Source organism: Micromonospora auratinigra, assembly GCF_900089595.1.
GTDB lineage: Bacteria > Actinomycetota > Actinomycetes > Mycobacteriales > Micromonosporaceae > Micromonospora > Micromonospora auratinigra.
Genome location: NZ_LT594323.1, coordinates 1,042,985 through 1,068,524 on the forward strand (window position 1 = coordinate 1,042,985; position 25,540 = coordinate 1,068,524).

Sequence of the window (25,540 nt, forward strand, 5' to 3'; positions counted from 1 at the left end):
CCCCACCCGCCCTCATTCACGGAAAGAGTGGCCATCCGACGCGGGACAGCCACTCTTTCCGTGAATGAGGGCCGCAGCACGGGGTGGGAGGGGGAGGGGTCAGCGGAGGCCGGCGGCGGTGAGGAGGTTGCCGGCGGGGACGGCGGGCAGGGCGCGGCCCTGGGCCATCCGCTCCTTGGCGCGGTCGGTGGTGAACTGGGCGTCACCGGCGATCGCGGCGGCGTACGCGCCGGCGGTGCGGGACGCGATGGCGGCCCAGCCGTACTGCTCGTGGACCATGGCGCGGGCCCGGCGGGCGAGGTCCCGGGCGTGCTCCCGGTCGGAGAGCAGCGCGTGCACCGCCTCGGTCAGCCCGTCCGGGTCGTGCGGGGCGAAGGTCATCCCGGTGACGCCCGGCTCCACGATCTCGGCCAGCCCGCCGGTACGCGACACCGCCAGCGGCGCCCCGGCGGCCGCGCCCTCCAGGGCGACCATGCCGAACGGCTCGTAGATGCTCGGCACCGCGAAGCAGTCCGAGGCGGCCATCACGGCGGGCAGGTCGGTGCCGCCCAGGAAGCCCGGCATGCTCACCGTGTCGGCCAGTCCCAGCCGGTGCACCTCGGCCTCCAGGTCCGCCTTGTACGGCCCGTCGCCGACCACCACGGCGCGCAGGCCGGGGTGCCGCTCGCGCAGCCTCGGCAGCCCGGCGAGCAGGTGCTGCACGCCCTTCTCGTAGACCAGCCGGCCGGCGAAGGTGACCAGCGGGCCGTCGGCGGCGAAGCGCGCACGGGCGGCCCGGACCGCGCTCGCCGGCACCCGCCAGCGGTGCGGCTCCACCCCGTTGGGGACCACGTCGACCCGCGCGCCCGGTACGCCGAAGAGCGCGCCCACCTCGTCGCGCATGTACCCGGAGCAGACGATCACCCGGCCGGACTCGGTGGCCAGCCAGTGCTCGACGCCGTGGATGGTGCGGTTCATCTCCTCCGGCAGCCAGCCCTGGTGCCGGCCGGCCTCGGTGGCGTGGATGGTGCTGACCAGCGGCACGTCCAGGTGCTCGCGCAGGGTCATCGCGGTGTGCGCGACCAGCCAGTCGTGGGCGTGGATCACGTCGTACGCGCCGGACTCGGCGGCCCGCAGCGCGGCCCGGGTCAGGGTGTGGTTGAACGCCATCGTCCAGGCCAGCAGCGAGCCGGTGGCCAGCGGGAAGGTGACCGGGTCCTCGGCCGCCCGGACGATCCGCACACCGTCGGCGTACTCCTCCAGCGGCGCGCCCTCGGCGTGCCGGGTGACGACGGTGACCTCGTGCCCGGCGGCGGCCAGGGCCACCGACAGGGCGTGCACGTGGCGGCCGAGACCGCCGACGAGCACCGGCGGGTACTCCCACGACAGCATGAGGATGCGCCGGGTGCGGGGCGCCACCCCCGCCTGGGGCGGGACAGTGGGGCGGGAGGTGAGGGTGGGCCGGTGGTGGGTCCGGTCCGTCGCGGTGGCGGGCTGGTCGCCGACCCGCAGGGTGGTCACATCGATCTCCGTCCGTGCATGCTGGGGCGCGCCGACGGCTCTGGCGGCGTGGGGGAGCGTGGTGGGGGTGGCCGAGGGGCCGAACGGTCGCGCGGGCGCGCGTCCGGGAACCAGCAAAGGCCATCCGGCGCGAACCCGCATCTCGAAAAGGGCGATCGTGACGGAAGACACCCGAAGGTGCCATCGGCCATCAGGTGGGTGGATTCGGTTACGGCCCGAACGGGTGGATTGGCGGCGCACGCGGCGGGGCATTAGCGGCGTGCGCACCGGCGGTCCGTCCAGCCGGTGTGCTCATGATCATGGCCGAAGGAGCGAGATGCAGGTCTGGCCGGGCGAGAGCTACCCCCTCGGCGCCACGTACGACGGGATGGGCACCAACTTCGCGATCTTCTCGGAGGTGGCGGAGAAGATCGAGCTCTGCCTGTTCGACGAGTGGGACACCGGGGCGGAGCGCCGGGTCGAGCTGCGCGAGGTCGACGCGTACGTCTGGCACGCGTACCTGCCCGGGATCGAGCCCGGCCAGCGGTACGGCTACCGCGTGCACGGCCCGTGGGACCCGGCCAACGGGGTGCGCTGCAACCCGCACAAGCTGCTGCTCGACCCGTACGCCAAGGCGGTCGACGGGGAGATCAGCTGGGACCCGGCGGTCTACGACTACGAGGTGGGTGGCGACCCGGACCGGCGCAACGACACCGACTCGGCGCCCTTCATGCCGAAGTCGGTGGTGGTGAACCCGTACTTCGACTGGGGCAACGACCGGCCGCCGCGCACCCCGTACCACCACTCGGTGATCTACGAGGCGCACGTCCGCGGACTGACCATGCGCCACCCCGACATCCCCGAGGAGCTGCGCGGCACGTACGCGGCCATCGCCTCACCCGTGATGATCGACTACTTCAAACAGCTCGGGGTGACCGCCGTCGAGCTGATGCCGGTGCACGAGTTCGTGCACGACCACCGCCTCAACGACCTCGGCCTGCGCAACTACTGGGGCTACAACACCATCGGCTTCTTCGCCCCGCACCACGGCTACTCCGCGCTGGGCCGGCTCGGCCAGCAGGTGCAGGAGTTCCGGGGCATGGTCAAGGCGCTGCACGCCGCCGGCATCGAGGTCATCCTCGACGTGGTCTACAACCACACCGCGGAGGGCAACCACCTGGGCCCGTCGCTGAGCTTCAAGGGCATCGACACCCCCAGCTACTACCGGCTCTCCGAGGAGGATCGGCGCTACTTCGTCGACTACACCGGCACCGGCAACAGCCTCAACGTGCGCAGCCCGCACTCCCTTCAGCTGATCATGGACTCGTTGCGGTACTGGGTCACCGAGATGCACGTCGACGGCTTCCGCTTCGACCTCGCCGCCACCCTGGCCCGCGAGTTCTACGAGGTGGACCGCCTCTCCACCTTCTTCGAGGTGGTCCAGCAGGACCCGGTGGTCGGCCGGGTCAAGCTGATCGCCGAGCCGTGGGACGTCGGACCCGGCGGCTACCAGGTCGGCAACTTCCCGCCGCAGTGGACCGAGTGGAACGGCAAGTACCGCGACACCGTCCGCGACTTCTGGCGCGGCGAGCCGGCCACCCTGGCCGAGTTCGCCTCCCGGATCTCCGGCTCCGCCGACCTCTACCAGGACGACGGTCGCCGGCCGTTCCACAGCATCAACTTCGTCACCTGCCACGACGGGTTCACCCTCAACGACCTGGTCTCGTACAACGACAAGCACAACGAGGCCAACGGCGAGGAGAACCGCGACGGCGAGGGGCACAACCGCTCCTGGAACTGCGGCGTCGAGGGGGAGACCGACGACCCCGGCGTGCTGGCCCTGCGCGCCCGGCAGCGGCGCAACTTCCTGGCCACCCTGATCCTCTCCCAGGGCGTGCCGATGATCGGGCACGGCGACGAGCTGGGCCGCACCCAGCACGGCAACAACAACGCGTACTGCCAGGACAGCGAGCTGGCCTGGGTGGACTGGGACCGGTCCGACGCCGAGCTGCTGGACTTCGTCCGCCGGCTCACCGAGTTCCGCACCCGGCACCAGGTGTTCCGCCGCCGCCGCTTCTTCACCGGCCTGCCGGTGGGCGGCCGGGCCGCCGGCACCGCCCTGCCCGACCTGGCCTGGTACACCCCGGACGGCCGGGAGATGACCGGCGAGGACTGGGGCAACGACTTCGGCCGCTCGGTGGCCCTGTTCGTCAACGGCGACGGCATCCCGGAGCGCGGCCAGTACGGCCAGCGCCACCGGGACGACTCGTTCCTGCTGCTGTTCAACGCGCACGACGCGCCGCTGGACTTCACCCTCCCCGGGGCGGAGTTCGGGCCGCGGTGGGAACTGGTCATCAACACCGCGGAACCGGATCCGGAGAAGACCACGGTGGTGGAGGCGGGCGGGACGGTCTGCGTACCCGACCGCTCGCTGCTGGTCCTGGAGAGGACGGCCTGATCATGCCCGACACCCCCCGACCCGAACCGACGACGCGGGTGGGGTCGACCTACCGCGTCCAGGTGCGGCCCGGCTTCGACCTCGACGCCACCGCCGCGCTCGCCGACTACCTGCGCGACCTCGGCGTCAGCCACCTCTACAGCGCACCGCTGCTCACCGCCACCCCCGGCTCCGAGCACGGCTACGACGTGGTCGACCACCGGTCGGTCAACCCGGAACTCGGCGGCGAGGCCGGCCGCCGGCGGCTCGTCGCGGCCCTGCGCGCCGCCGGCCTCGGCCTGGTCGTGGACATCGTCCCGAACCACGCCGGGGTGGCCCGGCCGGCCGCGAACCCGGCCTGGTGGGACGTGCTGCGGGCGGGCCGCGCCTCGGCGTACGCGCCCTGGTTCGACATCGACTGGGACCGGGGCCGGCTGCTGCTGCCGGTGCTCGCCGACACCCCGGACGCCCTCGACGACCTGAAGATCGCCGACGGCGAGCTGCGCTACCACGAGCACCGCTTCCCGATCGCCGACGGCACCGGTGACGGGACCCCGCGCGAGGTGCACGACCGGCAGCACTACGAGCTGGTCGACTGGCGACGCGGCGACGCCGAGCTGACGTACCGCCGCTTCTTCGCCGTCTCCGACCTGGCCGGGCTGCGGGTGGAGGACCCGGAGGTCTTCGCCGCCACCCACGCGGAGATCCTGCGCTGGGCCGACGCCGGTGACCTCGACGGCATCCGGGTCGACCACCCGGACGGGCTGCGCGACCCCGCCGGCTACCTGGCCCGGCTGCGCGCCGCCGCGCCCGACGCCTGGCTGGTGGTGGAGAAGATCCTGGAGTACGGCGAGGAGCTGCCGGACTGGCCGGTGGACGGCACCACCGGCTACGACGCCCTGGCCGCCGTCGGCGGCCTCTTCGTCGACCCCGACGCCGAGGGCGACTTCACCGCGCTGGACGGCCGGCTCACCGGGCGGCACACCTCCTGGCAGGACCTCACCCACGACACCAAGCGCGAAGCCGCCACCCGGCTGCTCGCCGCCGAGCTGAGCCGGCTCGCCGCCCTCGTCCCCGAGCTGCCCACCGAGCAGGTCCGGGCGTCCCTGGCCGAGCTGGCCGCCGCGTTCGGTGTCTACCGCGGCTACCCGCCGCAGGGGGCCCGGCACCTGGCCGCCGCCCGGGCCGAGGCCGGCCGTCGGTGCCCCGACCTGACCGCCGTGCTGGACGCGGTCACCGCCCGGCTGCGCGACCCCGGGCACGAGCTGGCCGCCCGCTTCCCGCAGCTCACCGGCGCGGTGATGGCCAAGGGCGTGGAGGACACCGCCTACTACCGGTGGAGCCGGTTCGTCGCGCTCAACGAGGTCGGCGGCAGCCCGGCGCACTTCGGCACCCCGCCGGCCGAGTTCCACCGCTTCGCCACCGCCCGGCAGGTGCGGTGGCCGGCCTCCATGACCACCCTCTCCACCCACGACACCAAGCGTGGCGAGGACGTCCGGGCCCGGCTCGCCGTCCTGTCCGAGCTGCCCGGGCGCTGGGCCGAGCAGGTGGCCGAGTGGATGTCGCGCGCCCCGCTGGCCGACCCCGCCTTCGCCCACCTGCTCTGGCAGACCGCCGTCGGCGCCTGGCCCGTCGGGCGCGAGCGGCTGCACGCGTACGTGGAGAAGGCCGCCCGGGAGGCGTCGGTCTCGACGAGCTGGGCCGACCCCGCCCCGGCCTTCGAGGGGCAGCTGCACGCCCTGGTCGACCGGATGTACGACGACCCGGAGCTGCACGCCGAGATCACCGCGTTCGCCGAAGGGATCACCCCGGCCGGCTGGTCCAACTCGCTCGGCCAGAAGCTGGTGCAGCTCGCCATGCCCGGCGTGCCCGACACCTACCAGGGCACCGAGCTGTGGGAGAACTCCCTGGTCGACCCCGACAACCGCCGCCCGGTCGACTTCGCCGTACGCCGGGAGCTGCTGGCCCGGCTCGACGCCGGTGAGCGGCCGGCGGTGGCCGCCGACGGCGCGGCCAAGCTGCTCGTGGTCTCCCGGACGCTGCGGCTGCGCCGCGACCGGCCGGAGCTGTTCACCGGCTACCGGCCGCTGCCGGCGCACGGCCCGGCCGGGGCGCACGCGGTGGCCTTCGACCGGGGCGGCGCGGTCGCCGTGGCGACCCGGCTGCCGCTGCGGCTGGCCCGGGCCGGCGGCTGGCGGGGCACGAGCCTGTCACTTCCCGTTCATCGGATGACAGACTTGTTCACCGGTCGGGTCTACAGTGGGTCTGAGCTGCTCCTGGATGATCTGTTGAGCACGTATCCCGTCGCCCTCCTCGCACCCACCGACCCTGTGGAGGCCGCCGCATGACCGAGTTCACGGTGTGGGCGCCCGAAGCCGCCCGGGTCCGGCTGCGCCTGTCCGGCGCCGCCGACCACGACCTGCGTCCCGGCCCGGACGGCTGGTGGCGGGTCGAGGTGCCCGGCGTCGGGCCGGGCACCGACTACGCGTACCTGCTCGACGACGACGAGCGGGCGCTGCCCGATCCACGGTCGCCCTGGCAGCCGGCGGGCGTGCACGGGCCGAGCCGGCGCTACGACCACGACGCGTTCGGCTGGACCGACCAGGGCTGGACCGGGCGGCAACTGCCCGGCAGCGTCCTCTACGAGCTGCACGTCGGCACGTTCAGCCCGGAGGGCACCTTCGACGGCGCGATCGCCCGCCTCGACCACCTGGTCGACCTCGGCGTCGACCTGATCGAGCTGCTGCCGGTCAACGCCTTCAACGGCGAGCACAACTGGGGCTACGACGGCGTCTGCTGGTACGCCCCGCACCAGCCCTACGGCGGCCCGGACGGGTTGAAACGCTTCGTCGACGCGGCCCACGCCAAAGGGCTGGGGGTGATCCTCGACGTCGTCTACAACCATTTCGGGCCCTCCGGGGCCTACGCGCCGATGTTCGCGCCGTACCTCACCGAGCAGAACAACACCTGGGGCCGCACGGTCAACCTGGACGGGCCGCACTCCGACGGGGTCCGCCGCTTCATCGTCGACAGCGTGCTGATGTGGCTGCGCGACTACCACGTCGACGGGCTGCGGCTGGACGCCGTGCACGCGATGCCGGACTCCCGCGCCACCCACCTGCTGGAGGAGATCGCGGGTGAGGTCGAGTCGCTCGCCACCCACCTCGGCCGGCCGCTGTCGCTGATCGCCGAGTCGGACCTGAACGACCCGCGACTGATCACGCCGCGCGAGGCGGGCGGGTACGGCCTGCACGCCCAGTGGAACGACGACGCCCACCACGCGCTGCACACCCTGCTCACCGGGGAGCGGCAGGGCTACTACGGCGACTTCGGCTCGCTGGAGTGCCTCACCGACGTGTTGACCGGCGCGTTCTTCCACGCCGGGACCTGGTCCAGCTTCCGCAACCGCAGTCACGGCCGGCCGGTCGACCGGCAGCGCACGCCGGGGCACCGGTTCGTGGCGTACCTGCAGAACCACGACCAGATCGGCAACCGCGCCACCGGCGACCGGATCTCGGCGACCCTGTCGGCCGGGCTGCTGCGCGTCGGCGCCACCCTGTTGATGACCGCGCCGTTCACCCCGATGCTGTTCATGGGGGAGGAGTGGGCGGCCACCACCCCCTGGCAGTTCTTCACCAGTCACCCCGAGCCGGAGCTGGCGACCGCGGTGGCCACCGGCCGGAAGCGGGAGTTCGCCGCGCACGGCTGGCCGCCCGGGGACGTGCCCGACCCGCAGGACCCGCAGACCTTCGCCCGGTCCCGGCTCGACTGGGCCGAGCTGGACAAGCCCGAACACCGGGAGATGTACGACTTCCACCGCCGGTTGATCGCGCTGCGCAAGTCCCGGGCGGACCTCTCCGACCCCCGGCTGCACCGGGTCGAGGTGCGCCACGGCGACCAGTTCCTGCTGATGCGCCGCGGCGAGTGCCTGGTGGTGGCGAACCTGGCCGGCAAGCCGCAGCGGATCAACCTGCCCGGGGTGGTGCGCAGCGTGCTGCTCGCCACCTCCGAGGGGGTCACCGTGATGCGGGACGGCATCGAGCTGCCGGCCGAGTCGGCGGCGATCGTCGCGCTCTGAGCCGCCGCCGGCTCGGCCCGGCCGCACCGCCACATCAACCGACCGGTGGATCTGCCGGTCCACCACGGCCGGGCCGGTTCGCCGCCGGCTGGTCGATTCGCCGGCCGCCGGCTGCCGCGATGCTCGATGACAGCACCGTCACTGAGCGGAACGGGGGGTGACGGATGTCGGTCATCGAGGTCGATCGCCTGCACAAACGGTACGGGGCACGGACCGTGGTGGCGGGAGCGTCGTTCGCGGTCGAGGAGGGCGAGATCTTCGGCCTGCTCGGCCCGAACGGGGCCGGCAAGACCACCACGGTCGAGTGCGTGGCCGGGCTGCGGAAGCCCGACGCCGGCCGGGTCGCGGTGCTGGGGCTCGATCCCCGCCGGGACGCGGCGCGGTTGCGCCGGCTGGTGGGCGTCCAGCTCCAGGAGAGCCGGCTGCCGGACCGGATCCGGGTGGCCGAGGCGGTGGACCTCTACGCCTCGTTCCACCGACGGCCCGCCGTCCGCGACGAGCTGCTGGCCGAGCTGGGACTGGCGGACCACCGCGACACGTCCTACCGGGCCCTCTCCGGCGGCCAGAAACAGCGCCTCTCCATCGCGCTGGCCCTGGTGGGCAGGCCCCGGATCGCCATCCTGGACGAGCTGACCACGGGCCTCGACCCGCAGGCCCGGCGCGACACCTGGGAGGTGGTGGAGCGCATCCGGGACCGCGGCGTCACCATCCTGCTCGTCACCCACTTCATGGCCGAGGCGGAGCGGCTCTGCGACCGGCTGGCCGTCCTGGACGCCGGACGGGTGGTCGCCCTGGACACCCCGGCCGGCCTGGTCACCCGGATCCACCCCGGGCAACGGATCAGGTTCCGGCCTTCCGCCCCGTTCGACGACCGGTTGCTCACCGACCTGCCGGAGGTCGTCTCGGTGCGGCGCACGGGCCGGCAGCTGGACGTCACCGGCACGGGTGACCTGTTGTCGGCCGTCACCACCGTGCTGGCCCGCCACCAGATCATCGCGGCTGACCTGCGGGTCGACCGACCCAGCCTCGACGACGCCTTCGTGGCGCTGACCGGGCGACGCTCGCAGCACCGCGCCGACGAGGGGAACGAACAGGCATGAACGGCACCGCGTTCCGTCGGATCCTGGCGGTGGAGACCAGACTGTTCCTCCGGGACCGCGCCGCCGTGCTCGTCGCGCTCGGACTGCCCACCGCCATCCTGGTGGTGCTCGGGCTGATTCCCGCCCTGCGCCGGGCCGACCCGATGTTCGGCGGCCGGACCTTCGTCGGCTACTTCGCGCCGTCGCTGCTCGTGGTCAGCATGGCGGTCAGCGGCGTCAACCTGCTGGCCCAGACGCTCGCCGGGTACCGGGAGCGGGGAGTGCTGCGCCGGCTCGCCACCACCCCGGTCCACCCGGCGACGCTGCTCGCCGCCCAACTGGTGTTGAACGTCGCCGTGATGGTGCTCAGCGCACTCCTGGTGGTGGTGGTCGGCCGTCTGGCGTTCGACGTGCCGCTGCCCCGGCGACCGGTCGGCTTCACGGTCGTCTTCGGCATCGGCGCCGCCGCCCTGCTCGCGCTCGGCCTGCTGGTGGCCGCGGTGGCCCGCAGCAGCCGGTCGGCGGGTGGCCTCTCGAGCGTGCTGTTCATGACGACGATGTTCGTCGGCGGGGTCTACGTTCCGCGGTTCCTGCTGCCCGACGTCGTGGCCCGTCTCGGCGACTACACCCCGCCCGGGGTCCAGGCCCTGCTGGACGCCTGGACCGGCACGTCGCCCCGACCGCTGCCGCTGGCGATAATGGCCGTAGTGGCCCTGGCCGCCGGCGCCGCGGCGGCCCGACTGTTCCGGTGGGAGTGATCGACCGACCATGCGTCGCACGGAGGAGACGGACCGGTTGGACATCTGGAGACGGCGGCAGGAGACGGCCTACGGGCTCATCCCGTACGTCATGCTCGCCGCCTCCGGCTCACTCTCCGTCGTCGTCTCCCGGCCCGCCGGCCGGCCGCTCGTCGCCGTCGCCGTCCTGGGCGGGTCGGCCGCCGTCCTGCTGTTCTGGTTCGTCACCCTGCACCCGGACTGGATGGGCCGGGCCGACCGGCGGGGCCGGATGGTCGTGTTCCTCGTCGCTCTGCTGCTGATCGCCGCCGGGCTGGTGCTGCTCGACCCGCTCTTCGGGATCTTCGCCTGGGTCGGCTACCTGTATTCCTTCGCGGTGCTGCCCGGCCGGTGGCGGCTGGCCGGGGTGACCGCGACGGCCCTGATCACCGCCACCGCCCAGGCCGGCGGTCCGCCGGTCGACCGGGACAGCGGGTTGCTCTGGGGCATCCTCGCCGTGGCGAACATCGGCCTCGCCGGCGCCGTGAGCTGGTTCAGTCTGGTCACCGAGCGGCAGAACGCGCACCGCAAGCAGATCATCGACGAACTCGCCGACGCCAACCGGCGACTCGAACTGACCATGCGGGAGAACGACGGCCTGCACGCCCAGTTGCTGGTGCAGGCGCGCGAGGCCGGTGTGCTCGACGAACGACAACGCCTGGCCCGCGAGATCCACGACACGATCGCCCAGGGCCTGGCCGGGATCGTCACCCAACTGGAGGCGGCCGAACGGGCCCGGGACCGGCGCGCCGACTGGAAGCGGCACGCCGACCTCGCCCTGATGCTGGCCCGCGAGAGTCTCACCGAGGCCCGCCGGTCGGTGCGCGCGATCGGCCCCGAGCCGCTGGAGGGCAGCCGGCTGCCGGAGGCGCTGGCCGAACTCGTCCGACGCTGGTCGGGCGTCCACGAGGTGGCCGCCCGGCTGGTCACCACCGGGGAGGCTCAGCCGCTGCATCCGGAGGTCGAGGTGACCCTGCTGCGGGTGGCCCAGGAGGCGCTGACGAACGTGGCCAAGCACGCTGCGGCCAGCCGGGTCGGGGTCACCCTCTCCTACATGATCGACCGGGTGACGCTCGACGTGCGTGACGACGGGGTGGGCCTCCCGCCCGATCTGGGCCCGGAGCGAGGCACGCCCGGGAGCGAGAGCTTCGGCCTGACCGGGATGCGGCAACGGATCGACCGGGTCGACGGTGGACTGACGATCGAGTCGGAGCCGGGTGTCGGCACGGCGATCTCGGTCACGGTGCCGGCGTCGGCCGACCTCGATCGGGCGTCGGCGTGACCGGGGGCGAGCGGACGCGGGTGGTGATCGTCGACGACCATCCGGTGGTCCGGGACGGGTTGCGGGGCATGTTCGCCGGCGACCCGCAGGTCGAGGTGGTGGGGGAGGCGGCCGACGGCGCCGAGGCGCTGGCGGTGGTCGACGCCACCGACCCCGACGTGGTGCTGATGGACCTCCGGATGCCCGGCATGGACGGGGTGTCGGCCATCACCGCGCTGGCCGCCCGGCGGGCCGACATCCGGGTCCTGGTGCTGACGACGTACGACACCGACAGCGACGTGCTGCCGGCGATCCAGGCCGGGGCGACCGGCTACCTGCTCAAGGACACTCCCCGCGACGATCTGGTGCGGGCGGTACGGGCGGCGGCGCGCGGCGAGTCGGTGCTGTCGCCCGCGGTCGCCGGTCGGATCATGGGCCGGTTGCGCGCCCCGACCCGGGAGGAGCTCAGCCAACGGGAGTTGGAGGTGCTCACCCTGGTCGCCCGAGGGCGGACCAACCGCGAGGCCGCCGCCGACCTGTTCATCAGCGAGGCGACCGTGAAGACCCACCTGCTGCACGCCTACGCCAAGCTCGGCGTGAGTGATCGCGCGGCGGCCGTGGCGGCGGCCTTCGAGCGCGGCCTGCTGACGCCGGGTCAGCGCTGACCTGCGACCCGCTGCGCCAGCCGGTCGGCCTGCCCGTGGTGCAGGTCGGCCACCCACTCCCAGCCGGCCTCGGCCGAGGGACCGATCCGCGGGTCGTCGGGTGTATCGCCGGCCCGCAGGGCGAGCAGGTACGCCCGGTCCCGTTCGATCCGCTCCTGTGCCTGCCCGGCCCGGCCCACCGAACCGTGGCCGGGCACCACCACCTCGACGTCGGCGGCGACGCTCTCCAGCAGCCGCAACGCCGCGAGATAGTCCTCGACCGGGTCGGCGGCGCTCTCCAGGTCGAGCATCGGGACCAGCACGTCGGAGAGCATGTCGCCGGCGATCAACACCCCGCGCTCCGCGACGAGCAGGGCCGCGTGGCCCGGCGCGTGCGCCCGGTGCTCGATGATCCGGACCTCGGGGCCGTCCCAGGGAATCGTCGCCGTGCCTTCGGGTAGGGCGGTGATCCGGCCGTACCGGTCCAGCGGCACCTGCCCGGCGATCTCCGTCTCGGCCAGGTGCTCGGTGATCCGGGCCTCGATGTCCGGGTCGGCGAGCTGTTCGCGGGCGGCCGCCGCGCAACGGGCCGTGCCGTAGCGGGGCGCGTCGCCGAGCCGCGCGTGCCAGAGCAGGTGATCCCAGTCCGGGTGTGTCGAGAAGGCAGCCAGCACGGTCCGGCCGGATGTCGACAGGTCGTCCGCGAGGCAGGTCAGTTCGTGCTCCTGCAACCCGGGATCGACGAGCAGCACACCACCCCGGCCCTGCACGATCGTGGCGTTGCTGCGGAGGAATTCGCTCTGGTGGACCAGTACGCCGTCGGTGACCTCAGTCAGCACGGTTTCGCCTCCCGGAGAGAGTAGTGGTGCATCGTGACGCCCTGGCCGAACGAGCGCTGTTCGATCAGGTCGAGGTCGATCGGGTGGTCGTAGTCGTCGAAGAGCGGCCGGCCGAAGCCGAGGATCGCCGGGTGGGTGAAGAGCAGCAGCTCGTCGAGGAGCCCCGCGCGCAGCAGTTGGGTGGCGAGGTTCGCGCCGCCCACCCCGAGGGTGCCGTCGGTCTCGGCCCGCAGCGCGGCCAGCTGGTCGATCGCGTCGTCGCCGCCGATGATCCGGGTGCCGTACCCGGCGGTGTGCCGGGTACGGGAGACGAGCACCTTGCGCGCGCCGGTCCAGATCTCGCCGTACTCGCGCATCACCTCCGGCAGCGACGCGTCCTCGCGCGCCCGGGGCCAGTACTCCTCCATGGTCTCGTAGATCACCCGCCCCTGGACCATGCCCGCGAGCGCCCGGGCCCGCGCGTTGAACTCGCGGTGCAGCTCCTCGTCGATGCGCAGCCACTCACCCGCGCCGTCGTCCCCGGGCACCTGCTCGATGCGCAGGTCGAGGGAGACGTTCATCCAGTACAGGAAACGCCCCATCCGTGTCCCCGTCCCCTAGTGGTTGCACTTTGCAACCACTATATTGATGACGAGATACCTGTCAAGGAGGTCGCGTGGAACAACGGTCGGGGTGTCCGATCAACGCCGCCGTCGAGGTGCTCGGGGACCGCTGGTCGCTGCTCGTGCTCCGCGACGTCATCTTCGGCGACCGCCGCCACTTCCGGGCCCTGCTCACCGGGTCGATCGAGGGCATCGCCTCGAACATCCTCGCCGACCGCCTGGTGCGGCTGGTGGAGGCGGGGATCCTCACCCGGGGCACCGCGGCCCGGGGGCAGCGCGCCCGCTACAGCCTCACCGAGGCCGGCATCCGGACCCTCCCGGTCATCCACGCGCTCGGCAACTGGGGGCTCGACTGGTGCCCGGGCACCGACGAGCTGCGCAGCCGGCAGGAGTTCCTGCGCGCGCAGGGCCCGGCGTTCCTCGACGAGTTGATGGACGAGCTGCGGGAGCGGCACCTGGACGCCCCGCCGACGCCGCGCAACGGCCCGGGGCCGCTGGAGCGGCTGGCCGCCGCCCGCGCCGCCGCCGCGCCGGACGAACCCGGCCGTCCGGGCGAGGCGGACCCGTCGCCGCGGTAGCCGCTCGCCGCCCGGTTCGTCCAACCGGTTGCGTGATCACGCAACCGGTTGGACCGACGCGCCCGTCCGGTGGTCGGATCTGCCGGTCGCCTCGGTGCGCCGGTCACCACGCCGGCGAAGCGGAAGGAACTGTCAGATGCGTCGACTCTCCCAGCTGCTCGTGCTGGCGCTGGTGTCCACCGGCGTCACCCTCGGCGTCGGTGCGCAGAGCGCCCAGGCCGCGGACTGCTCCGGAAACCTGATCAACCGGACGCTGGCGAAGACCTCGTCGGGTGTGACCGTCGGGGAACTGGTCGTCTACTACAACTCCAGCACCGGCAAGAACTGCGCCCGGTTCAACCACCTCGGCCCGGCCTACGGCGTGAAGAGCACGACGTACGTGTGGCTCACCGTGTGCGCCAGCGGGACCGCCCCCGACGTGTGCCGCAACGGCGAAGTCGACGACTCCATCGGGGACTTCGCGTACTACGCCGGCCCGGTCTACGTGTACGCGCCCAACAACTGCGTCCGCGCGACCGGCAACCTGATGTACCAGGGCAGTCAGGTGCGGGCCTCCACCCCGGTCAAGATCGGCTGCTGAGGGTAACCCCTCAGGGGATCGGCCACTCGTGGACCGGTCGGTTGCTGTGCATCAGGTCCACGTAGTGCCGGACCACCTCGCGCAGCGCCGCCGGCCGGTCCAGGTGGTCGGCCGACTCCAACCGGTGCAGCGTCTCGACCTGCCAGCTCGCGCCGTTGCGCCCGGTCAGGCAGCGCTGCTCGATGATGCCGAGCAGCCGGTCCCGCTCGGCCGGGTCGAGGCCCCAGCGGTCCAGCCCGTGGTACGCCAGTGGCAGCAGCCGCCGCAGCACCAGCTCGGTCACCGGCAGGTAGCCCAGCCCCGGCCAGAAGACCTGGGCGTCGATGCCGTGCCGGGCGCAGGAGTGGAAGTTCTCCTCGGCGGCGCTGAACGACATCTGCGACCAGAGCGGCCGGTCGGACTCGGCGAGTGCGCGGACCACTCCGAAGTAGAAGGCGCCGTTGGCGACGGTGTCCAGCACGGTCGGCCCGGCGGGCAGCACCCGGTTCTCCACCCGCAGGTGCGGCCGCCCCCGCAGCACGTCGTAGACCGGCCGGTTCCAGCGGTAGACGGTGCCGTTGTGCAGCCGCAGCTCGGCCAGCCTGGGCACGCCACCAGCGGCCAGCGTCCGGGCCGGGTCCTCCGGGTCGCAGACCGGCAGCAGCGCCGGGAAGTAGCGCACGTTCTCCTCGAACAGGTCGAAGACGCTGGTGATCCAGCGTTCCCCGAACCAGACCCGGGGTCGTACCCCCTGCGCCTTGATCTCCTCCGAACGGGTGTCGGTGGCCTGCTGGAACAGCGGCACCCGGGTCTCCCGCCAGAGCTCCCGGCCGAAGAAGAGTGGCGAGTTCGCGCCCAGCGCCACCTGCACCCCGGCGATCGCCTGCGCGGCGTTCCAGTGGTCGGCGAACTGGGCCGGGCTGACCTGGAGGTGGAACTGGGTGCTGGTGCAGGCCGCCTCGGGGGTGATGGTGTCGGCGGTGGTGGCCAGGCGCTCGACGCCGCTGATCGAGATCGGCAGGTCCTCGCCGCGGGCCGCGAAGATCTGCTCGTTGAGCAGCGCGTAGCGGGGGTTGGCGGAGAGGGCGTCGGCGGTCAGGTGCTCGGGACGAAGGGTCGGCAGGATGCCGATCATCACCATGTGCGCGCCGACCGCGCGGGCCTTCTCCTCGGCCGCGTTGAGGCTGGCCCGTACGTGCTCCTCGAACTGGGCGGTGCCGGTCCCGGCGAGCCGGCGCGGCGCCACGTTGATCTCGACGTTGAACTGGCCCAGCTCGGTCTGGAAGTCCGGGTCGGCGATCGCGGCCAGCACGTCGGCGTTGCGCATCGCCGGTTGCGCGTCGTCGTCGACCAGGTTCAGCTCGATCTCCAGCCCGGTCATCGGCCGTTCCACGTCGAAGCGGGACTCGCGCAGCATCTCCGCGAAGACGTCCAGGCACCGCCGTACCTTTTCCCGGTAGCGGGCCCGGTCCTCCCGGCTGAAGGTCCGCGCACCGACGTCTTCGCCCATGGTCACCGCCCTGTCACCGTTGGTTTCCCCAACCTCGCACGGGACGGCGGGACAGGGAAGGCCCGAAGGACTCTTTATCTACCCATCGGTGCCCCCGGTGATCCCTGTCGCGTCCGTACGCCGGTCGGCGGGTTCCGCCCGTCGCCCCGGCTACGCTGGCCGCCGAGTGAGGGGGAGCGCATGCGCGACAGGTGGATCCGGTACTTCGTGGCGGCGGCGGTCGCCGAGGCCTGCTCCTGGGCGGCCCTGCTGGCCGGCATGGCGGTCAAGTACGGGCCGCCGCGCAACGAGCTCGGTGTGCACGTGTTCGGCCCGGTCCACGGGGCGCTCTTCGTCGCGTACGGCCTGCTGACGCTGGTGGTGGCGCGCCGGCGCCGCTGGTCGCTGTGGCACACCGCGATCGCCCTGCTGGCCGCCGTCCCGCCCTTCGCCACCGTGCTGTTCGAGCGCTGGGCCCGCCGGCACGGCCTGCTCGCCGACCCGACCCCCGCCGAGCGCCCGCTGAGCCCGGTCTCCTGACCCCGGCCGCCGGGACGGCGGCGGGGCGGACGCTCAGGTCAGCACCGAACAGGCGGCGATGCCCAGCACCAGCAGCACGCCGAGCGTGGCCTGGAGCAGCAGCGGCGGCCCGAGGTGCGACCAGAGGGTGGCCGTGCGCGGGGTCAGCAGCTGCCCGGTGGTGAGGTTGACGATCCGTTCGATGCGGGGCGGCAGGTCGGCGTCGCGCTGCGGGCGGAGGGTGAGCTGCACGTGGTCGCCGGGGTGCAGGGCGCTCTGCGGCAGGTGACCGTGCAGCTCGACCTCGACCAGCCGGTCCCGGGAGTCGCGGACGCGGACCGGGGTGACCAGGAACTCGGGCCCCTTCTTCAGGTCCTTGAAGCTGCGCCGCGCGCCCCCGCCGCCACTGCTGAGCAGGGCCCGGGCCACCCGCAGCAGCAGCCCGGCCAGGCCCGCCGCGGTGAGCACCGCGACCAGCACCGGTTGGCCGACGCGCACCTCGCGGGCGTACCCCTCCATCAGTCGGACCAGCCGCCCGGTGACGATGCGGTCCGTCGGGTGCACGACCCGCCGGATGTGCAGCTCGGTGTCCATGTTCACCACCCAGAGTCCCTTTCCGTTCACTGATGGTATCGGCCCTTCGGGTTGAACGACGTGAATGAACTCCGGTCACGCCCCGGTCCGGCCAGGTGACATCCCGGGTGGCGCGGGTATGCGTGCGGCCGAGCTGGAAAGGGGTCGAGCATGCAGCTGTCCTTCCTGCGCCCGCTCTACGACCGTCCCGGGCCGTGGTGTTCGGTGTATCTGGACGCCTCACGGGACACCCACGACTCGCGTCCCGCGGTCGACCTGCGCTGGCGGGCCCTCAAGGGGAACCTGCTGGAGCAGGGCGCCGATCCGGTCACGATCGAGGCCGTCGAGGACGTCGTACGCCGGCACGACCCGATGCCGGGGGACTACGGGATCGCCGTCTTCGCCACCCGGGGCCGGGTGGTGCTGACCGAGTACCTCTCCGCGCCGCCGCTGCGGGACCTGGCCACCTGGTCGGCCCTGCCGCACACCATGCCGCTGGTCGCCCAGCGCGGTGAGCAGGTGGCGTGGGTGCGGGTGCTGGCCGACCGGACCGGGGCGGACGCCGTCGCGGTCAGCGCCGGCGGAGTGCCCCGCCGGGCCCACGTCAAGGGGCGGGAGAGCTACCAGTTGCGCCGGGTCCAGCCGGGTGGCTGGTCCCAGTCCCGCTACCAGCGGGCCGCGATGGAGGCCTGGCACCACAATGCCGGCGACGCCGCGGCGGCGACGGCCGACCTGGCCGACCGGGTGGGGGCCGACGTGGTGGTGGTGGCCGGGGACATCCGGGCCACCGGCATGATCGCCGCCCAGCTGCCGGAGCGCTGGCAGGACGTGCTGGTGCGGACCGACGCGGGGGCGCGTACCGGTGGGGCCGATCCGACCGCCATGGACGACCTGACCGTGCAGACCATCGCCGAGGTGGCCGACCAGCGGGTCACCGCCGCGCTCGACCGGTTCGGCGTGCAGGAGGACGTCGGCGCCGGCCTGGCCGCGGTGGTCTCCGCCCTGCAACGCAACCAGGTCGACACCATGCTGATCGTCGACGACGCCTCGGCCGACGGGGAACTCTGGGTCGGCCCCGAGCCGACCGAGATCGCCACCGACCCGGGGCAGCTGGCGGCCATGTCGGTGGCCGACCCGCAGCGGGTCCGCGCCGACGCCGCGCTGCTGCGCGCGCTGGTCGGCACCGACGCCGACCTCACCGTGCTCGCGCCGGAGGAGGCGCCGGAGCTCACCGACGGGGTCGGGGCGGTGCTCCGGTACGTGGACGCGGGCACCCCCGGGCGGGGCAATGGCTGACCGTACCGTCGCCGACCTGGTGGTCGAGCGGCTGCGGGCCTGGCGGGTGCCGCGGGCGTTCGGCTACCCGGGGGCGGCGATCGCCCCGCTGGTCGCCGCGCTCGACGACGCCGGAGGCGATCCCGTGTTCATCCCGGCCCGGCACGAGGAGACCGCCTCCTTCATGGCCACCGGGCACGCCAAGTACACCGACGAGATCGGGGTCTGCCTGGCCACCCAGGGGCCCAGCGCGGTGCACCTGCTCAACGGCCTCTACGACGCCAAGCTGGACAGCAAGCCGGTGGTGGCCATCGTCGGCGAGGACATCACCGGCCCGCTCGGCGGCGCGCACGAGGAGATCGGCCTGAGCCGGCTCTTCGGCGACGTGTGCAACCAGTTCGTCCGGTACGGGCGGGTGCCCGGGCAGGTGCCGACCCTGCTGGACCAGGCGTTCCGGACCGCCGCGGCGACCCGCAGCCCCACCTGCGTGGTGCTGCCGCTGGCGCTGCAGCTCGCGACGGTACCGGACCTGCAACCGCAGACCGCCGGGGTGCTCTCGGGCCGACCGGGCGAGCCGCTGGCCCGGGTGCTGCCGCACGACGGGGACCTGGCCGCAGCGGCCTCGGTGCTGAGCACCGGGCAGCGGGTGGCGATCCTGGTCGGCCAGGGTGGGCACGGGGCGGCGGAGCAGATCGTGACGCTCGCCGACCGGCTCGGCGCCGGCGTGGCGACGTCGCTGCTCGGCAAGCCGGTGCTGGACGAGCGGCTGCCGTTCCACACCGGGGTGCTCGGCGAGGTCGGCACCACGGCCGCCGCCCAGCTGATGGGGAGCTGCGACACGCTGCTGCTGGTCGGCACCAACGACCCGTGGACGGACTGGTTCCCGCTGCCCGGGCAGGTGCGGACGGTCCAGATCGACATCGACGGCCGACGGATCGGCACCCGCTACCCGGTCGACGTCCCGCTGGTCGGCGACGCGGGGGAGACGCTGCGGGCCCTGCTCGACCGGGTGCCGGACCGGCCCAACCGGCAGTGGCGGGGCCTGATCGAGACCTCGGTGGACCGCTGGCGGCAGGAGGCCGCCGAACGGGCCACCGCCCCCGCCGAGCCGGTGAATCCGCAGCTCGTGCTGCACGAACTGGCCGGCCGGATGCCGCACCGCGGTGCCGTCGCGGTCGACGTCGGCTCGGTCATCTACTGGTACGCCCGGCACCTGCAGCTGCCGCCGGGGGTACGGGCGCAGCTCTGCGGCACGCTCGGCTCGATGGGCTGCGCCCTGCCGTACGCGGTGGCCGCCAAGCTGGCCCGCCCGGACGAGCCGGTGCTAGCCCTGCTGGGCGACGGGGCGATGCAGCTCAACGGTTTGGCCGAGCTCATCACCGTGGCGCACCACTGGCAGGAGTGGCGCGACCCGCGACTGGTGGTGCTGGTGCTCAACAACCGGGACCATTCCGGCATGGGCGGGGGCCGGCAGCCCACCGGCGCGGTCACCGACCGCCGGCCCGACGTGCCGTACGCGGGCTGGGCCCGCCTGCTCGGCCTGCACGGCGTCCGGGTGGACCGCCCGGAACTGGTCGGCGCCGCCTGGGACGAGGTCCTCGCCGCCGACCGGCCCAGCGTGCTGGAGGCGGTGGTGGATCCGGCGGTGCCGCTGAACCCGCCGGAGCCGGCGCTGGCGGACCTGCGCGGCCTCTTCGCCGAGGGGGACGCGGCCCGCCGGGTCCGCGAACAGGTGCTGTCGGCGGAGCGCACCGTGGAGGCCGAGGACCTGGTCTGAGCCGCGGTGGACGCGGCACCGGCCCTCCGGTGCCGCGGCTGCCCCGTCCCGCCCTCGACGCCGGAGTCCGCTGCTGTCCCGCCCCCGCTGCCCACCCGCGCAGCTGTCCCGCCCCCGCCCCGCCGCCCCATCCCTGCCGCCCGCTGCCAGCGACGCACGCCGGGGTCACGTGAGAGCGCGGGAACCCGGCACCGGCTGCCGCCGCGCAGGGCGCCATCTCTCACCGAGATTTCCGACGCGCCCGTCGATCTTGCACTTCCTGCCCCGACAAAGGGTTCAGTTCTCCCATGTCACCCACCACAAGTGCAAGATCGCCGAGGCGCTTCACGTGCGGGGTGCGGGCGCGGGGAGCCCGGGAGCCGCGGCGGGGGCGTGCTGGAAGCGCGGGTGTGCCGTAGCGGTGGCGGCGTGCGGGGCGGTTGGGCGGCCCAGCGGTCGGACAATCGGCGGCGGGATGCGTGCCCACCCGCCGCACGGGAGTGCCGGTATGCGCTGGACCTGGCCCGCCGCGCCCGGGGGCCCCGGTGTGCGCCGGACCTGGCCCACCGCACGGGCGTCCCGGTACGCGCCGACCGGCCTGCCGCTCCCGTTGCGCCCCCGGACGGTGCACCCCGGAGATTGGTCCGGCCCGTGGAGGGATGCCCCGTTTAGACCCCATCGGGACGGGAAGCCGGGCCGCGTGGTGAGCGAACGAGGCGTGGTGGGATCGGTGCGCAAGGGGCCGTCGGGGTCGGCGGGCCGGGGCACCGGTCCGGCCGTCGAGCGGGTGGTGGCGGTCGGCAGCACCGCTCGCGTCCTGCTCGCCGCGGCGGTGCGGGCGCTGCGCGGCGACGACTGCGCCGACCTCGGCCGCGCCGGCTCGCTCACCCGGCTGGCCGGCGCGCCCGAGCCGGTCCGGCGGGCCGCCGCCGCACGTGCCGCCGGCCGGCGGGCGCTGGCCCCGGCGCGGGTCGCCGAGGTGGACGCCGAACGGGTGGCGGAGTGGATCGCCGAGCAGTACCCGGCCGGCCGCTGGCCGGGCGCGGTGCTCGGCTCGCCGCACGGCGCGGCGGTGCACCTGGCGGTCGCCCTGGGCGTGCCCTGGCTGCCGGCCACCTTCGAGATGTCCGTGAACTGGCCGCGCGGCGCGGTCGACCGTCCGCACGCCGCGCTCGACCACGGTGCCGCGCTCGCCGCGCGGCTGCTGGCCGGCAACCCGGACGTCCACGTCCGCCAGGTGCACTGCCCGGCCAGTCGCGGGGTGGCGGCCGGCGCGACCGTGTCGCTCGCGGTGCGCTGGCGGTCGCTACCCAGCGCGTACGCCCGGTTCCTGGCCGAACGGCTCGACCCCGGCGCGCCGGTGCTGCTGCTGCACGACGCGCGCACCTGGCCGGTACGCGACGACGGGCAGGGGCACAGCTTCCAGATCGGCTCGCCGGCCAGCGGCCTCGACCCGGTCGACTTCCACCCCGACGCGCCCGCGTTGCGTCAGCTGCTGCGGTCGGCCGGCGGCGACGGGGCGCACTGGACGCCACCGGACGTCTCCCGCGCGGGGGCGGACGCCGAGCACGGCGTCGAGTCCGGTTTCGAGCACGCCCTGCGCGACTGGGCCGGCCGGCACGGGAGTCCCCTGCACCGGGTCCTCGTCCCGCAGCCGGACGTGCTCAGTGCCGCGACCGCCGACCTGTACCGGCAGTGGCTGCGCCGCTGCGGCAAGACCGGCAACCGGCTGGTGGTCGAGTGCGGCCGGCTGCTCGACCCCTGGCAGGTGCTCCGGGCCGGGCTGGTGCCGTACTGGTGCGAGAACGCCACCCGGCGTCGGGTGCAGGGGGTCGAGTGGTGGCTGGCCGGCAGCGAGCCGTTCAGCTCGGTGGACGTGCTGCCGGAGCCGCCCGGGGTGCGCTCGCCCGCCCTGGCCGGGCTGCCGCAGTGGCTCGCGGTGGCGGCGTTCGGCCGCCGTCGCCGGGCCCTCGACCGGGGTGCGGCGCGCGGCTACCCGGTCTCCCAGGTGCCGACCCGACGCGCCACGGAGGTGTTGCGCAACCAGCCGTACGACCTGCCGTTGCCGCCCCTGCTGACGATGGACGAGGCGCTGGTGGCGCTCCGGGACGCGGGTGCCCACCAGGGGCTGCTGCTCTCCTGACCCGGCCACCAACAACGGCGAATCATCCTCGCGATCCTGCGGTCCGTGATTGAGTACCTACGGAGCGGGAACACCGCTCGCTGCGACGGCCCACGACGCCGCGTGGCGGGCCGCATCGCCCGTTCCTGGCGTTCCGTCACGTAACCCACTTCCGGCCCGGTGCGTGGCCCGACCACGCGCACGACCGGTCTTCCCTTATCCGGGCGGGGGACCTTCCTGAGGGAGGCGCGGATGTTCGGACAGACCACCACACCCACACCACCACCCACCGAGCGGGGCCTGGAGGACCTGGACGCGGCGGCGCTCGCGTACGCGGCCCGGATCGAAGGGCTGCCGCCCGAGCGGCGGCAGGAGGCGCGCGACGACCTCGTCCGCTTCGCGCTGCCCTTCGCCGGCCGGCTGGCCCGCCGCTACCGGGGACGCGGGGAACCGCTGGAGGACCTGGAACAGGTGGCCCGCCTCGGCCTGGTCAACGCCGTCGACCGGTACGACCCGGAACGGGGCTCCTTCACCGCGTACGCGGCGATCACCATCGTCGGGGAGATCAAACGGCACTTCCGGGACCGCACCTGGGGCGTGCACGTGCCCCGCCGGCTGCGCGACCTGATTCTGGAGGTCGGGCAGGCCACCGCGGCGCTGACCAGTGAGCTGTCCCGGGCGCCGAGCGTGGCGGAGCTGGCCGAGCGGCTGGAGACACCGGAGGAGGAGATCCTCGCGGCCCTGGAGTCGGCCGCCGGCTACAGCCCCGCCTCGCTCAACGCGCCGGTCGGTGGCGAGAGCTCGGCCGAGTTCGGCGACCTGGTCGGCGAGTCCGACAACGCCCTGGAATCGGTGGACGACCGGGTGACCGTGAGCGGCCTGCTGCACCGGCTGCCCTGGCGCGAGCGGCGGATCCTCGCCATGCGCTTCTACGGCAACCAGACCCAGGCGGAGATCGCCGCCCGGTTCGGCATCTCCCAGATGCACGTCTCCCGACTGCTCTCCCGGGCGCTGACCTGGCTGCGCCAGGCGATGCTCGCCGACGCCCCGCCGCCCTGGCAGAACGGGGCGGCCGAGTCGGAGCCGGCGAAGACCCGGATCTCGGTCAAGCAGGCCGGGGACCGGGTGGTCGTCGAGGTCGGGGGAGAGGTCGACCGGGACGGTGCCCACCAGCTCCGCCGGGCGATGCTGGAGGCGGTGACCGGGCAGCCCCGCGAGGTGGTGGTCGACCTGGTCGGCGCGGGTGGTTTCGACGCCGGCGGGATCGCCGCGCTGATGGCCGGCCGGGACGCGGCCGCCCGGACCGGGGTGCCGCTGCGGCTGACCCGGGTCCAGCCGGCGGTGCGCCGCTCGCTCGCCGCGGCCGGCATGCCGCCCGCCGACTGACTCCGCCCGACACACGTGGAAGGGGCCCCTCCGCAGAGGGGCCCCTTCGCGTACGTCCGGTCAGTTCTGCGGGGTGTCGCCGTGCCCGCGCGGGTGCCGCCACCGGTCGTCGGGCTGCTCGTCGCGCTGCGCGCCGGGGGCGTTCTCCTCCGGTTCCTCGGTCTCCTCGAAGCTGGGCCGGCGCACGTCCTCCGGCTCGGGGACCACGACCGGGCGGGCGCCCGACTGCGGCGCCGGCTGGTACTCGACGGCCTCGCGGGCGCCGTGCGCGCCCTCGGCGGCCGGCGACTCGGGCAGCTTGCGGACGTGGTGCAGCTCCTCGGCGAAGGTCTGCGGCGGCTTGGTGGTCCGCTGCGGCAGGTCGCGGCCGAGGTCCGAGACGAGCGGGCCGTACTTGGCGTCGAACGCGGGCCGCTCGGAGCGGATCCGGGGCATCCGGTCGAAGTTGCGCAGCGGCGGCGGGCAGGTGGTGGCCCACTCCAGCGAGTTGCCGAAGCCCCACGGGTCGTCCACGGTCACCATCGCCCCGTACCGCCAGGACTTCCAGATGTTGTAGATGAAGAACAGCGTCGACGCGCCGAGGATGAACGAGCCGACGGTGGAGATCTCGTTCAGCACGGTGAAGCCGTCGCTGGGCAGGTAGTCGGCGTACCGGCGGGGCATGCCCTCGTTGCCCAGCCAGTGCTGCACCAGGAAGGTGGCGTGGAAGCCGATGAACATGGTCCAGAAGTGCATCTTGCCCAGCCGCTCGTCGAGCAGCCGCCCGGTCATCTTCGGGAACCAGAAGTAGATCCCGCCGAACGCCGCGAAGACGATCGTGCCGAAGAGCACGTAGTGGAAGTGCGCCACCACGAAGTACGAGTCGGTGACGTGGAAGTCGACCGGCGGGCTGGCCAGCAGGACTCCGGTCAGACCACCGAGCAGGAAGGTGACCAGGAAGCCGACCGCGAAGAGCATCGGCGTCTCGAAGGTGAGCTGGCCCTTCCACATGGTGCCGATCCAGTTGAAGAACTTCACCCCGGTCGGCACCGCGATCAGGTAGCTCAGGATGCTGAAGAAGGGCAACAGCACCTGGCCGGTGGCGAACATGTGGTGCGCCCAGACGCTCATCGACAGCACGGTGATGGCGATGGTGGCCAGCACCAGGCCGGTGTAGCCGAAGATCGGCTTACGGGAGAAGACCGGGATGATCTCGGTGATGATGCCGAAGAACGGCAGCGCGATGATGTAGACCTCGGGATGGCCGAAGAACCAGAACAGGTGCTGCCAGAGCATCGGCCCGCCGGTGGTCGAGTCGTACACGTGCGAGTGCAGGATCCGGTCCGAGGCGAGCGCGAAGAGCGCGGCCGCCAACAGCGGGAAGACGAAGATCGCCAGGACGCTGGTGAGCAGCAGGTTCCAGGTGAAGATCGGCATCCGGAACAGCGTCATGCCGGGGGCGCGCAGGGTCAGGATCGTGGTGATCAGGTTGACCGCGCCGAGGATGGTGCCCAGGCCGGAGACCGCCAGCCCGACGATCCACATGTTCCCGCCCGCCCCGGGGGTGTGCTGCGCGGTGCTCAGCGGGGTGTACGCGGTCCAGCCGAAGTCGGCCCAGCCCTGCGGGGTGATGAAGGCGCCCACCGCGATCGCCGCGCCGAAGAAGTACAGCCAGTACGCGAAGGCGTTGAGCCGGGGAAAGGCGACGTCCGGGGCGCCGATCTGCAACGGCACGATGTAGTTGCCGAAGCCGAACACCATCGGGGTGGCGAACAGCAGCAGCATGATCGTGCCGTGCATGGTGAAGAGCTGGTTGTACTGCTCGGGGGAGAGGAACTGCATCCCCGGCCGCGCCAGCTCGGCCCGGATCAGCAGGGCCATCACCCCGCCGATCAGGAAGTACCCGAACGAGGTGGCCAGATACATCAGGCCGATCAGCTTGGCGTCGGTGGTGCGCAGCAGCCGCCAGAACGAGTTTCCCTTGATCGCTTCCCGGACCGGTCCGGGATAGCCGCCGAACCGGGCGGGCGCGAGGATCGCCGGCCCCCGGTCTCGTGCCGGCTCCGTGACTACCCGCTTGGGCATAGCTCTCACCCCGTCGTGACGACA

At 73.4% G+C, this 25,540-nt stretch carries 20 protein-coding genes; 14 read left to right on the forward strand and 6 right to left on the reverse strand.

From position 1 onward, the window contains the following. Positions 1 to 99: 99 nt before the first annotated feature. Positions 100 to 1,500 (reverse strand): glycosyltransferase family 4 protein, encoded by a 1,401-nt coding sequence (locus tag GA0070611_RS04700; RefSeq protein ID WP_091658002.1) that lies wholly within the window; start codon positions 1,498 to 1,500, stop codon positions 100 to 102. A 316-nt stretch (positions 1,501 to 1,816) separates the two neighbouring features. Between GA0070611_RS04700 and glgX the strand changes: the two genes are divergently transcribed. The 7 genes from glgX to GA0070611_RS04735 all read left to right on the forward strand — a co-directional run bounded on the left by glgX (position 1,817) and on the right by GA0070611_RS04735 (position 11,775). Then, positions 1,817 to 3,937 carry a glycogen debranching protein GlgX gene (gene glgX, locus GA0070611_RS04705; RefSeq protein WP_091658005.1) on the forward strand — a complete coding sequence of 707 codons (2,121 nt, stop codon included), beginning with the start codon at positions 1,817 to 1,819 and terminating at the stop codon, positions 3,935 to 3,937. Between the two features lie 2 nt (positions 3,938 to 3,939). Next, the gene (gene treY / locus GA0070611_RS04710) at positions 3,940 to 6,264 is read left to right on the forward strand and encodes a malto-oligosyltrehalose synthase (protein WP_091658009.1); all 2,325 of its coding nucleotides are present in this window, start codon (positions 3,940 to 3,942) and stop codon (positions 6,262 to 6,264) included. After that, the gene (gene treZ / locus GA0070611_RS04715; protein ID WP_091658012.1) at positions 6,261 to 7,994 is read left to right on the forward strand and encodes a malto-oligosyltrehalose trehalohydrolase; all 1,734 of its coding nucleotides are present in this window, start codon (positions 6,261 to 6,263) and stop codon (positions 7,992 to 7,994) included. The genes treY and treZ overlap by 4 nt, the downstream gene beginning before the upstream one ends. Before the next feature lie 164 nt (positions 7,995 to 8,158). Further along, positions 8,159 to 9,094: an ABC transporter ATP-binding protein gene (locus tag GA0070611_RS04720; protein ID WP_091658016.1), complete on the forward strand. Its 936-nt coding sequence runs from the start codon at positions 8,159 to 8,161 to the stop codon at positions 9,092 to 9,094. Continuing rightward, complete coding sequence (locus GA0070611_RS04725) at positions 9,091 to 9,831, forward strand: ABC transporter permease (RefSeq protein ID WP_091658019.1); 741 nt, start codon at positions 9,091 to 9,093, stop codon at positions 9,829 to 9,831. Before GA0070611_RS04720 ends, GA0070611_RS04725 begins: the two co-directional genes overlap by 4 nt. A gap of 37 nt (positions 9,832 to 9,868) precedes the next feature. Next, the gene (locus tag GA0070611_RS04730) at positions 9,869 to 11,131 is read left to right on the forward strand and encodes a sensor histidine kinase (protein ID WP_231921325.1); all 1,263 of its coding nucleotides are present in this window, start codon (positions 9,869 to 9,871) and stop codon (positions 11,129 to 11,131) included. Continuing rightward, positions 11,128 to 11,775, forward strand: a complete 648-nt coding sequence (locus tag GA0070611_RS04735; protein ID WP_167604404.1) for a response regulator — start codon at positions 11,128 to 11,130, stop codon at positions 11,773 to 11,775. The genes GA0070611_RS04730 and GA0070611_RS04735 overlap by 4 nt, the downstream gene beginning before the upstream one ends. Here the strand turns inward: GA0070611_RS04735 and GA0070611_RS04740 are convergent. Beyond that, entirely contained in the window at positions 11,766 to 12,593 is an 828-nt protein-coding gene (locus tag GA0070611_RS04740) for an MBL fold metallo-hydrolase (protein ID WP_091658025.1), read from the reverse strand. The genes GA0070611_RS04735 and GA0070611_RS04740 overlap by 10 nt on opposite strands. Beyond that, complete coding sequence (locus GA0070611_RS04745) at positions 12,587 to 13,174, reverse strand: dihydrofolate reductase family protein (protein ID WP_091658028.1); 588 nt, start codon at positions 13,172 to 13,174, stop codon at positions 12,587 to 12,589. The genes GA0070611_RS04740 and GA0070611_RS04745 overlap by 7 nt, the downstream gene beginning before the upstream one ends. Before the next feature lie 74 nt (positions 13,175 to 13,248). Between GA0070611_RS04745 and GA0070611_RS04750 the strand changes: the two genes are divergently transcribed. Then, entirely contained in the window at positions 13,249 to 13,773 is a 525-nt protein-coding gene (locus GA0070611_RS04750; protein ID WP_091658031.1) for a winged helix-turn-helix transcriptional regulator, read from the forward strand. Between the two features lie 136 nt (positions 13,774 to 13,909). Next, positions 13,910 to 14,353, forward strand: a complete 444-nt coding sequence (locus GA0070611_RS04755) for a hypothetical protein (RefSeq protein WP_091658034.1) — start codon at positions 13,910 to 13,912, stop codon at positions 14,351 to 14,353. Between the two features lie 10 nt (positions 14,354 to 14,363). Here GA0070611_RS04755 and GA0070611_RS04760 read toward each other — a convergent pair whose 3' ends face one another. Beyond that, on the reverse strand, positions 14,364 to 15,842 hold the full coding sequence (locus GA0070611_RS04760) for a glutamate--cysteine ligase family protein (RefSeq protein WP_091658037.1): 1,479 nt from the start codon (positions 15,840 to 15,842) through the stop codon (positions 14,364 to 14,366). 180 nt (positions 15,843 to 16,022) lie between these two features. Here GA0070611_RS04760 and GA0070611_RS04765 point away from each other — a divergent pair, with 180 nt between their 5' ends. Further along, complete coding sequence (locus GA0070611_RS04765; protein ID WP_091658041.1) at positions 16,023 to 16,361, forward strand: DUF3817 domain-containing protein; 339 nt, start codon at positions 16,023 to 16,025, stop codon at positions 16,359 to 16,361. A 33-nt stretch (positions 16,362 to 16,394) separates the two neighbouring features. On the opposite strand, the gene GA0070611_RS04770 is transcribed toward GA0070611_RS04765, so the two are convergent. Next, a complete protein-coding gene (locus GA0070611_RS04770; protein ID WP_197675853.1) occupies positions 16,395 to 16,943 on the reverse strand; it encodes a hypothetical protein in 549 nt (182 codons plus the stop codon). A gap of 141 nt (positions 16,944 to 17,084) precedes the next feature. On the opposite strand from GA0070611_RS04770, the gene GA0070611_RS04775 reads away from it, so the two are divergent. From GA0070611_RS04775 to GA0070611_RS04790, 4 genes are all read left to right on the forward strand, one after another. Next, positions 17,085 to 18,209 carry a baeRF2 domain-containing protein gene (locus tag GA0070611_RS04775; RefSeq protein ID WP_091658045.1) on the forward strand — a complete coding sequence of 375 codons (1,125 nt, stop codon included), beginning with the start codon at positions 17,085 to 17,087 and terminating at the stop codon, positions 18,207 to 18,209. After that, positions 18,202 to 19,965: a thiamine pyrophosphate-binding protein gene (locus GA0070611_RS04780; protein WP_091658050.1), complete on the forward strand. Its 1,764-nt coding sequence runs from the start codon at positions 18,202 to 18,204 to the stop codon at positions 19,963 to 19,965. Before GA0070611_RS04775 ends, GA0070611_RS04780 begins: the two co-directional genes overlap by 8 nt. A gap of 709 nt (positions 19,966 to 20,674) precedes the next feature. Continuing rightward, on the forward strand, positions 20,675 to 22,087 hold the full coding sequence (locus GA0070611_RS04785) for a hypothetical protein (RefSeq protein WP_091672478.1): 1,413 nt from the start codon (positions 20,675 to 20,677) through the stop codon (positions 22,085 to 22,087). 231 nt (positions 22,088 to 22,318) lie between these two features. Then, a complete protein-coding gene (locus tag GA0070611_RS04790) occupies positions 22,319 to 23,452 on the forward strand; it encodes a SigB/SigF/SigG family RNA polymerase sigma factor (protein ID WP_091658053.1) in 1,134 nt (377 codons plus the stop codon). Between the two features lie 60 nt (positions 23,453 to 23,512). Here the strand turns inward: GA0070611_RS04790 and ctaD are convergent, their stop codons facing one another. Beyond that, entirely contained in the window at positions 23,513 to 25,516 is a 2,004-nt protein-coding gene (gene ctaD, locus GA0070611_RS04795; RefSeq protein WP_091658057.1) for an aa3-type cytochrome oxidase subunit I, read from the reverse strand. Positions 25,517 to 25,540: the final 24 nt, after the last annotated feature.

Excerpts from the sequence above, each read along its gene's own strand:
- glgX (WP_091658005.1), top strand. The coding sequence starts at position 1,817 with ATGCAGGTCTGGCCGGGCGAGAGCTACCCCCTCGGCGCCACGTACGAC.
- treY (WP_091658009.1), top strand. The coding sequence starts at position 3,940 with ATGCCCGACACCCCCCGACCCGAACCGACGACGCGGGTGGGGTCGACC.
- treZ (WP_091658012.1), top strand. The coding sequence starts at position 6,261 with ATGACCGAGTTCACGGTGTGGGCGCCCGAAGCCGCCCGGGTCCGGCTG.
- GA0070611_RS04720 (WP_091658016.1), top strand. The coding sequence starts at position 8,159 with ATGTCGGTCATCGAGGTCGATCGCCTGCACAAACGGTACGGGGCACGG.
- GA0070611_RS04725 (WP_091658019.1), top strand. The coding sequence starts at position 9,091 with ATGAACGGCACCGCGTTCCGTCGGATCCTGGCGGTGGAGACCAGACTG.
- GA0070611_RS04745 (WP_091658028.1), bottom strand. The coding sequence starts at position 13,174 with ATGGGGCGTTTCCTGTACTGGATGAACGTCTCCCTCGACCTGCGCATC.
- GA0070611_RS04755 (WP_091658034.1), top strand. The coding sequence starts at position 13,910 with ATGCGTCGACTCTCCCAGCTGCTCGTGCTGGCGCTGGTGTCCACCGGC.
- GA0070611_RS04760 (WP_091658037.1), bottom strand. The coding sequence starts at position 15,842 with ATGGGCGAAGACGTCGGTGCGCGGACCTTCAGCCGGGAGGACCGGGCC.
- GA0070611_RS04765 (WP_091658041.1), top strand. The coding sequence starts at position 16,023 with ATGCGCGACAGGTGGATCCGGTACTTCGTGGCGGCGGCGGTCGCCGAG.
- GA0070611_RS04775 (WP_091658045.1), top strand. The coding sequence starts at position 17,085 with ATGCAGCTGTCCTTCCTGCGCCCGCTCTACGACCGTCCCGGGCCGTGG.
- GA0070611_RS04780 (WP_091658050.1), top strand. The coding sequence starts at position 18,202 with ATGGCTGACCGTACCGTCGCCGACCTGGTGGTCGAGCGGCTGCGGGCC.
- GA0070611_RS04790 (WP_091658053.1), top strand. The coding sequence starts at position 22,319 with ATGTTCGGACAGACCACCACACCCACACCACCACCCACCGAGCGGGGC.
- ctaD (WP_091658057.1), bottom strand. The coding sequence starts at position 25,516 with ATGCCCAAGCGGGTAGTCACGGAGCCGGCACGAGACCGGGGGCCGGCG.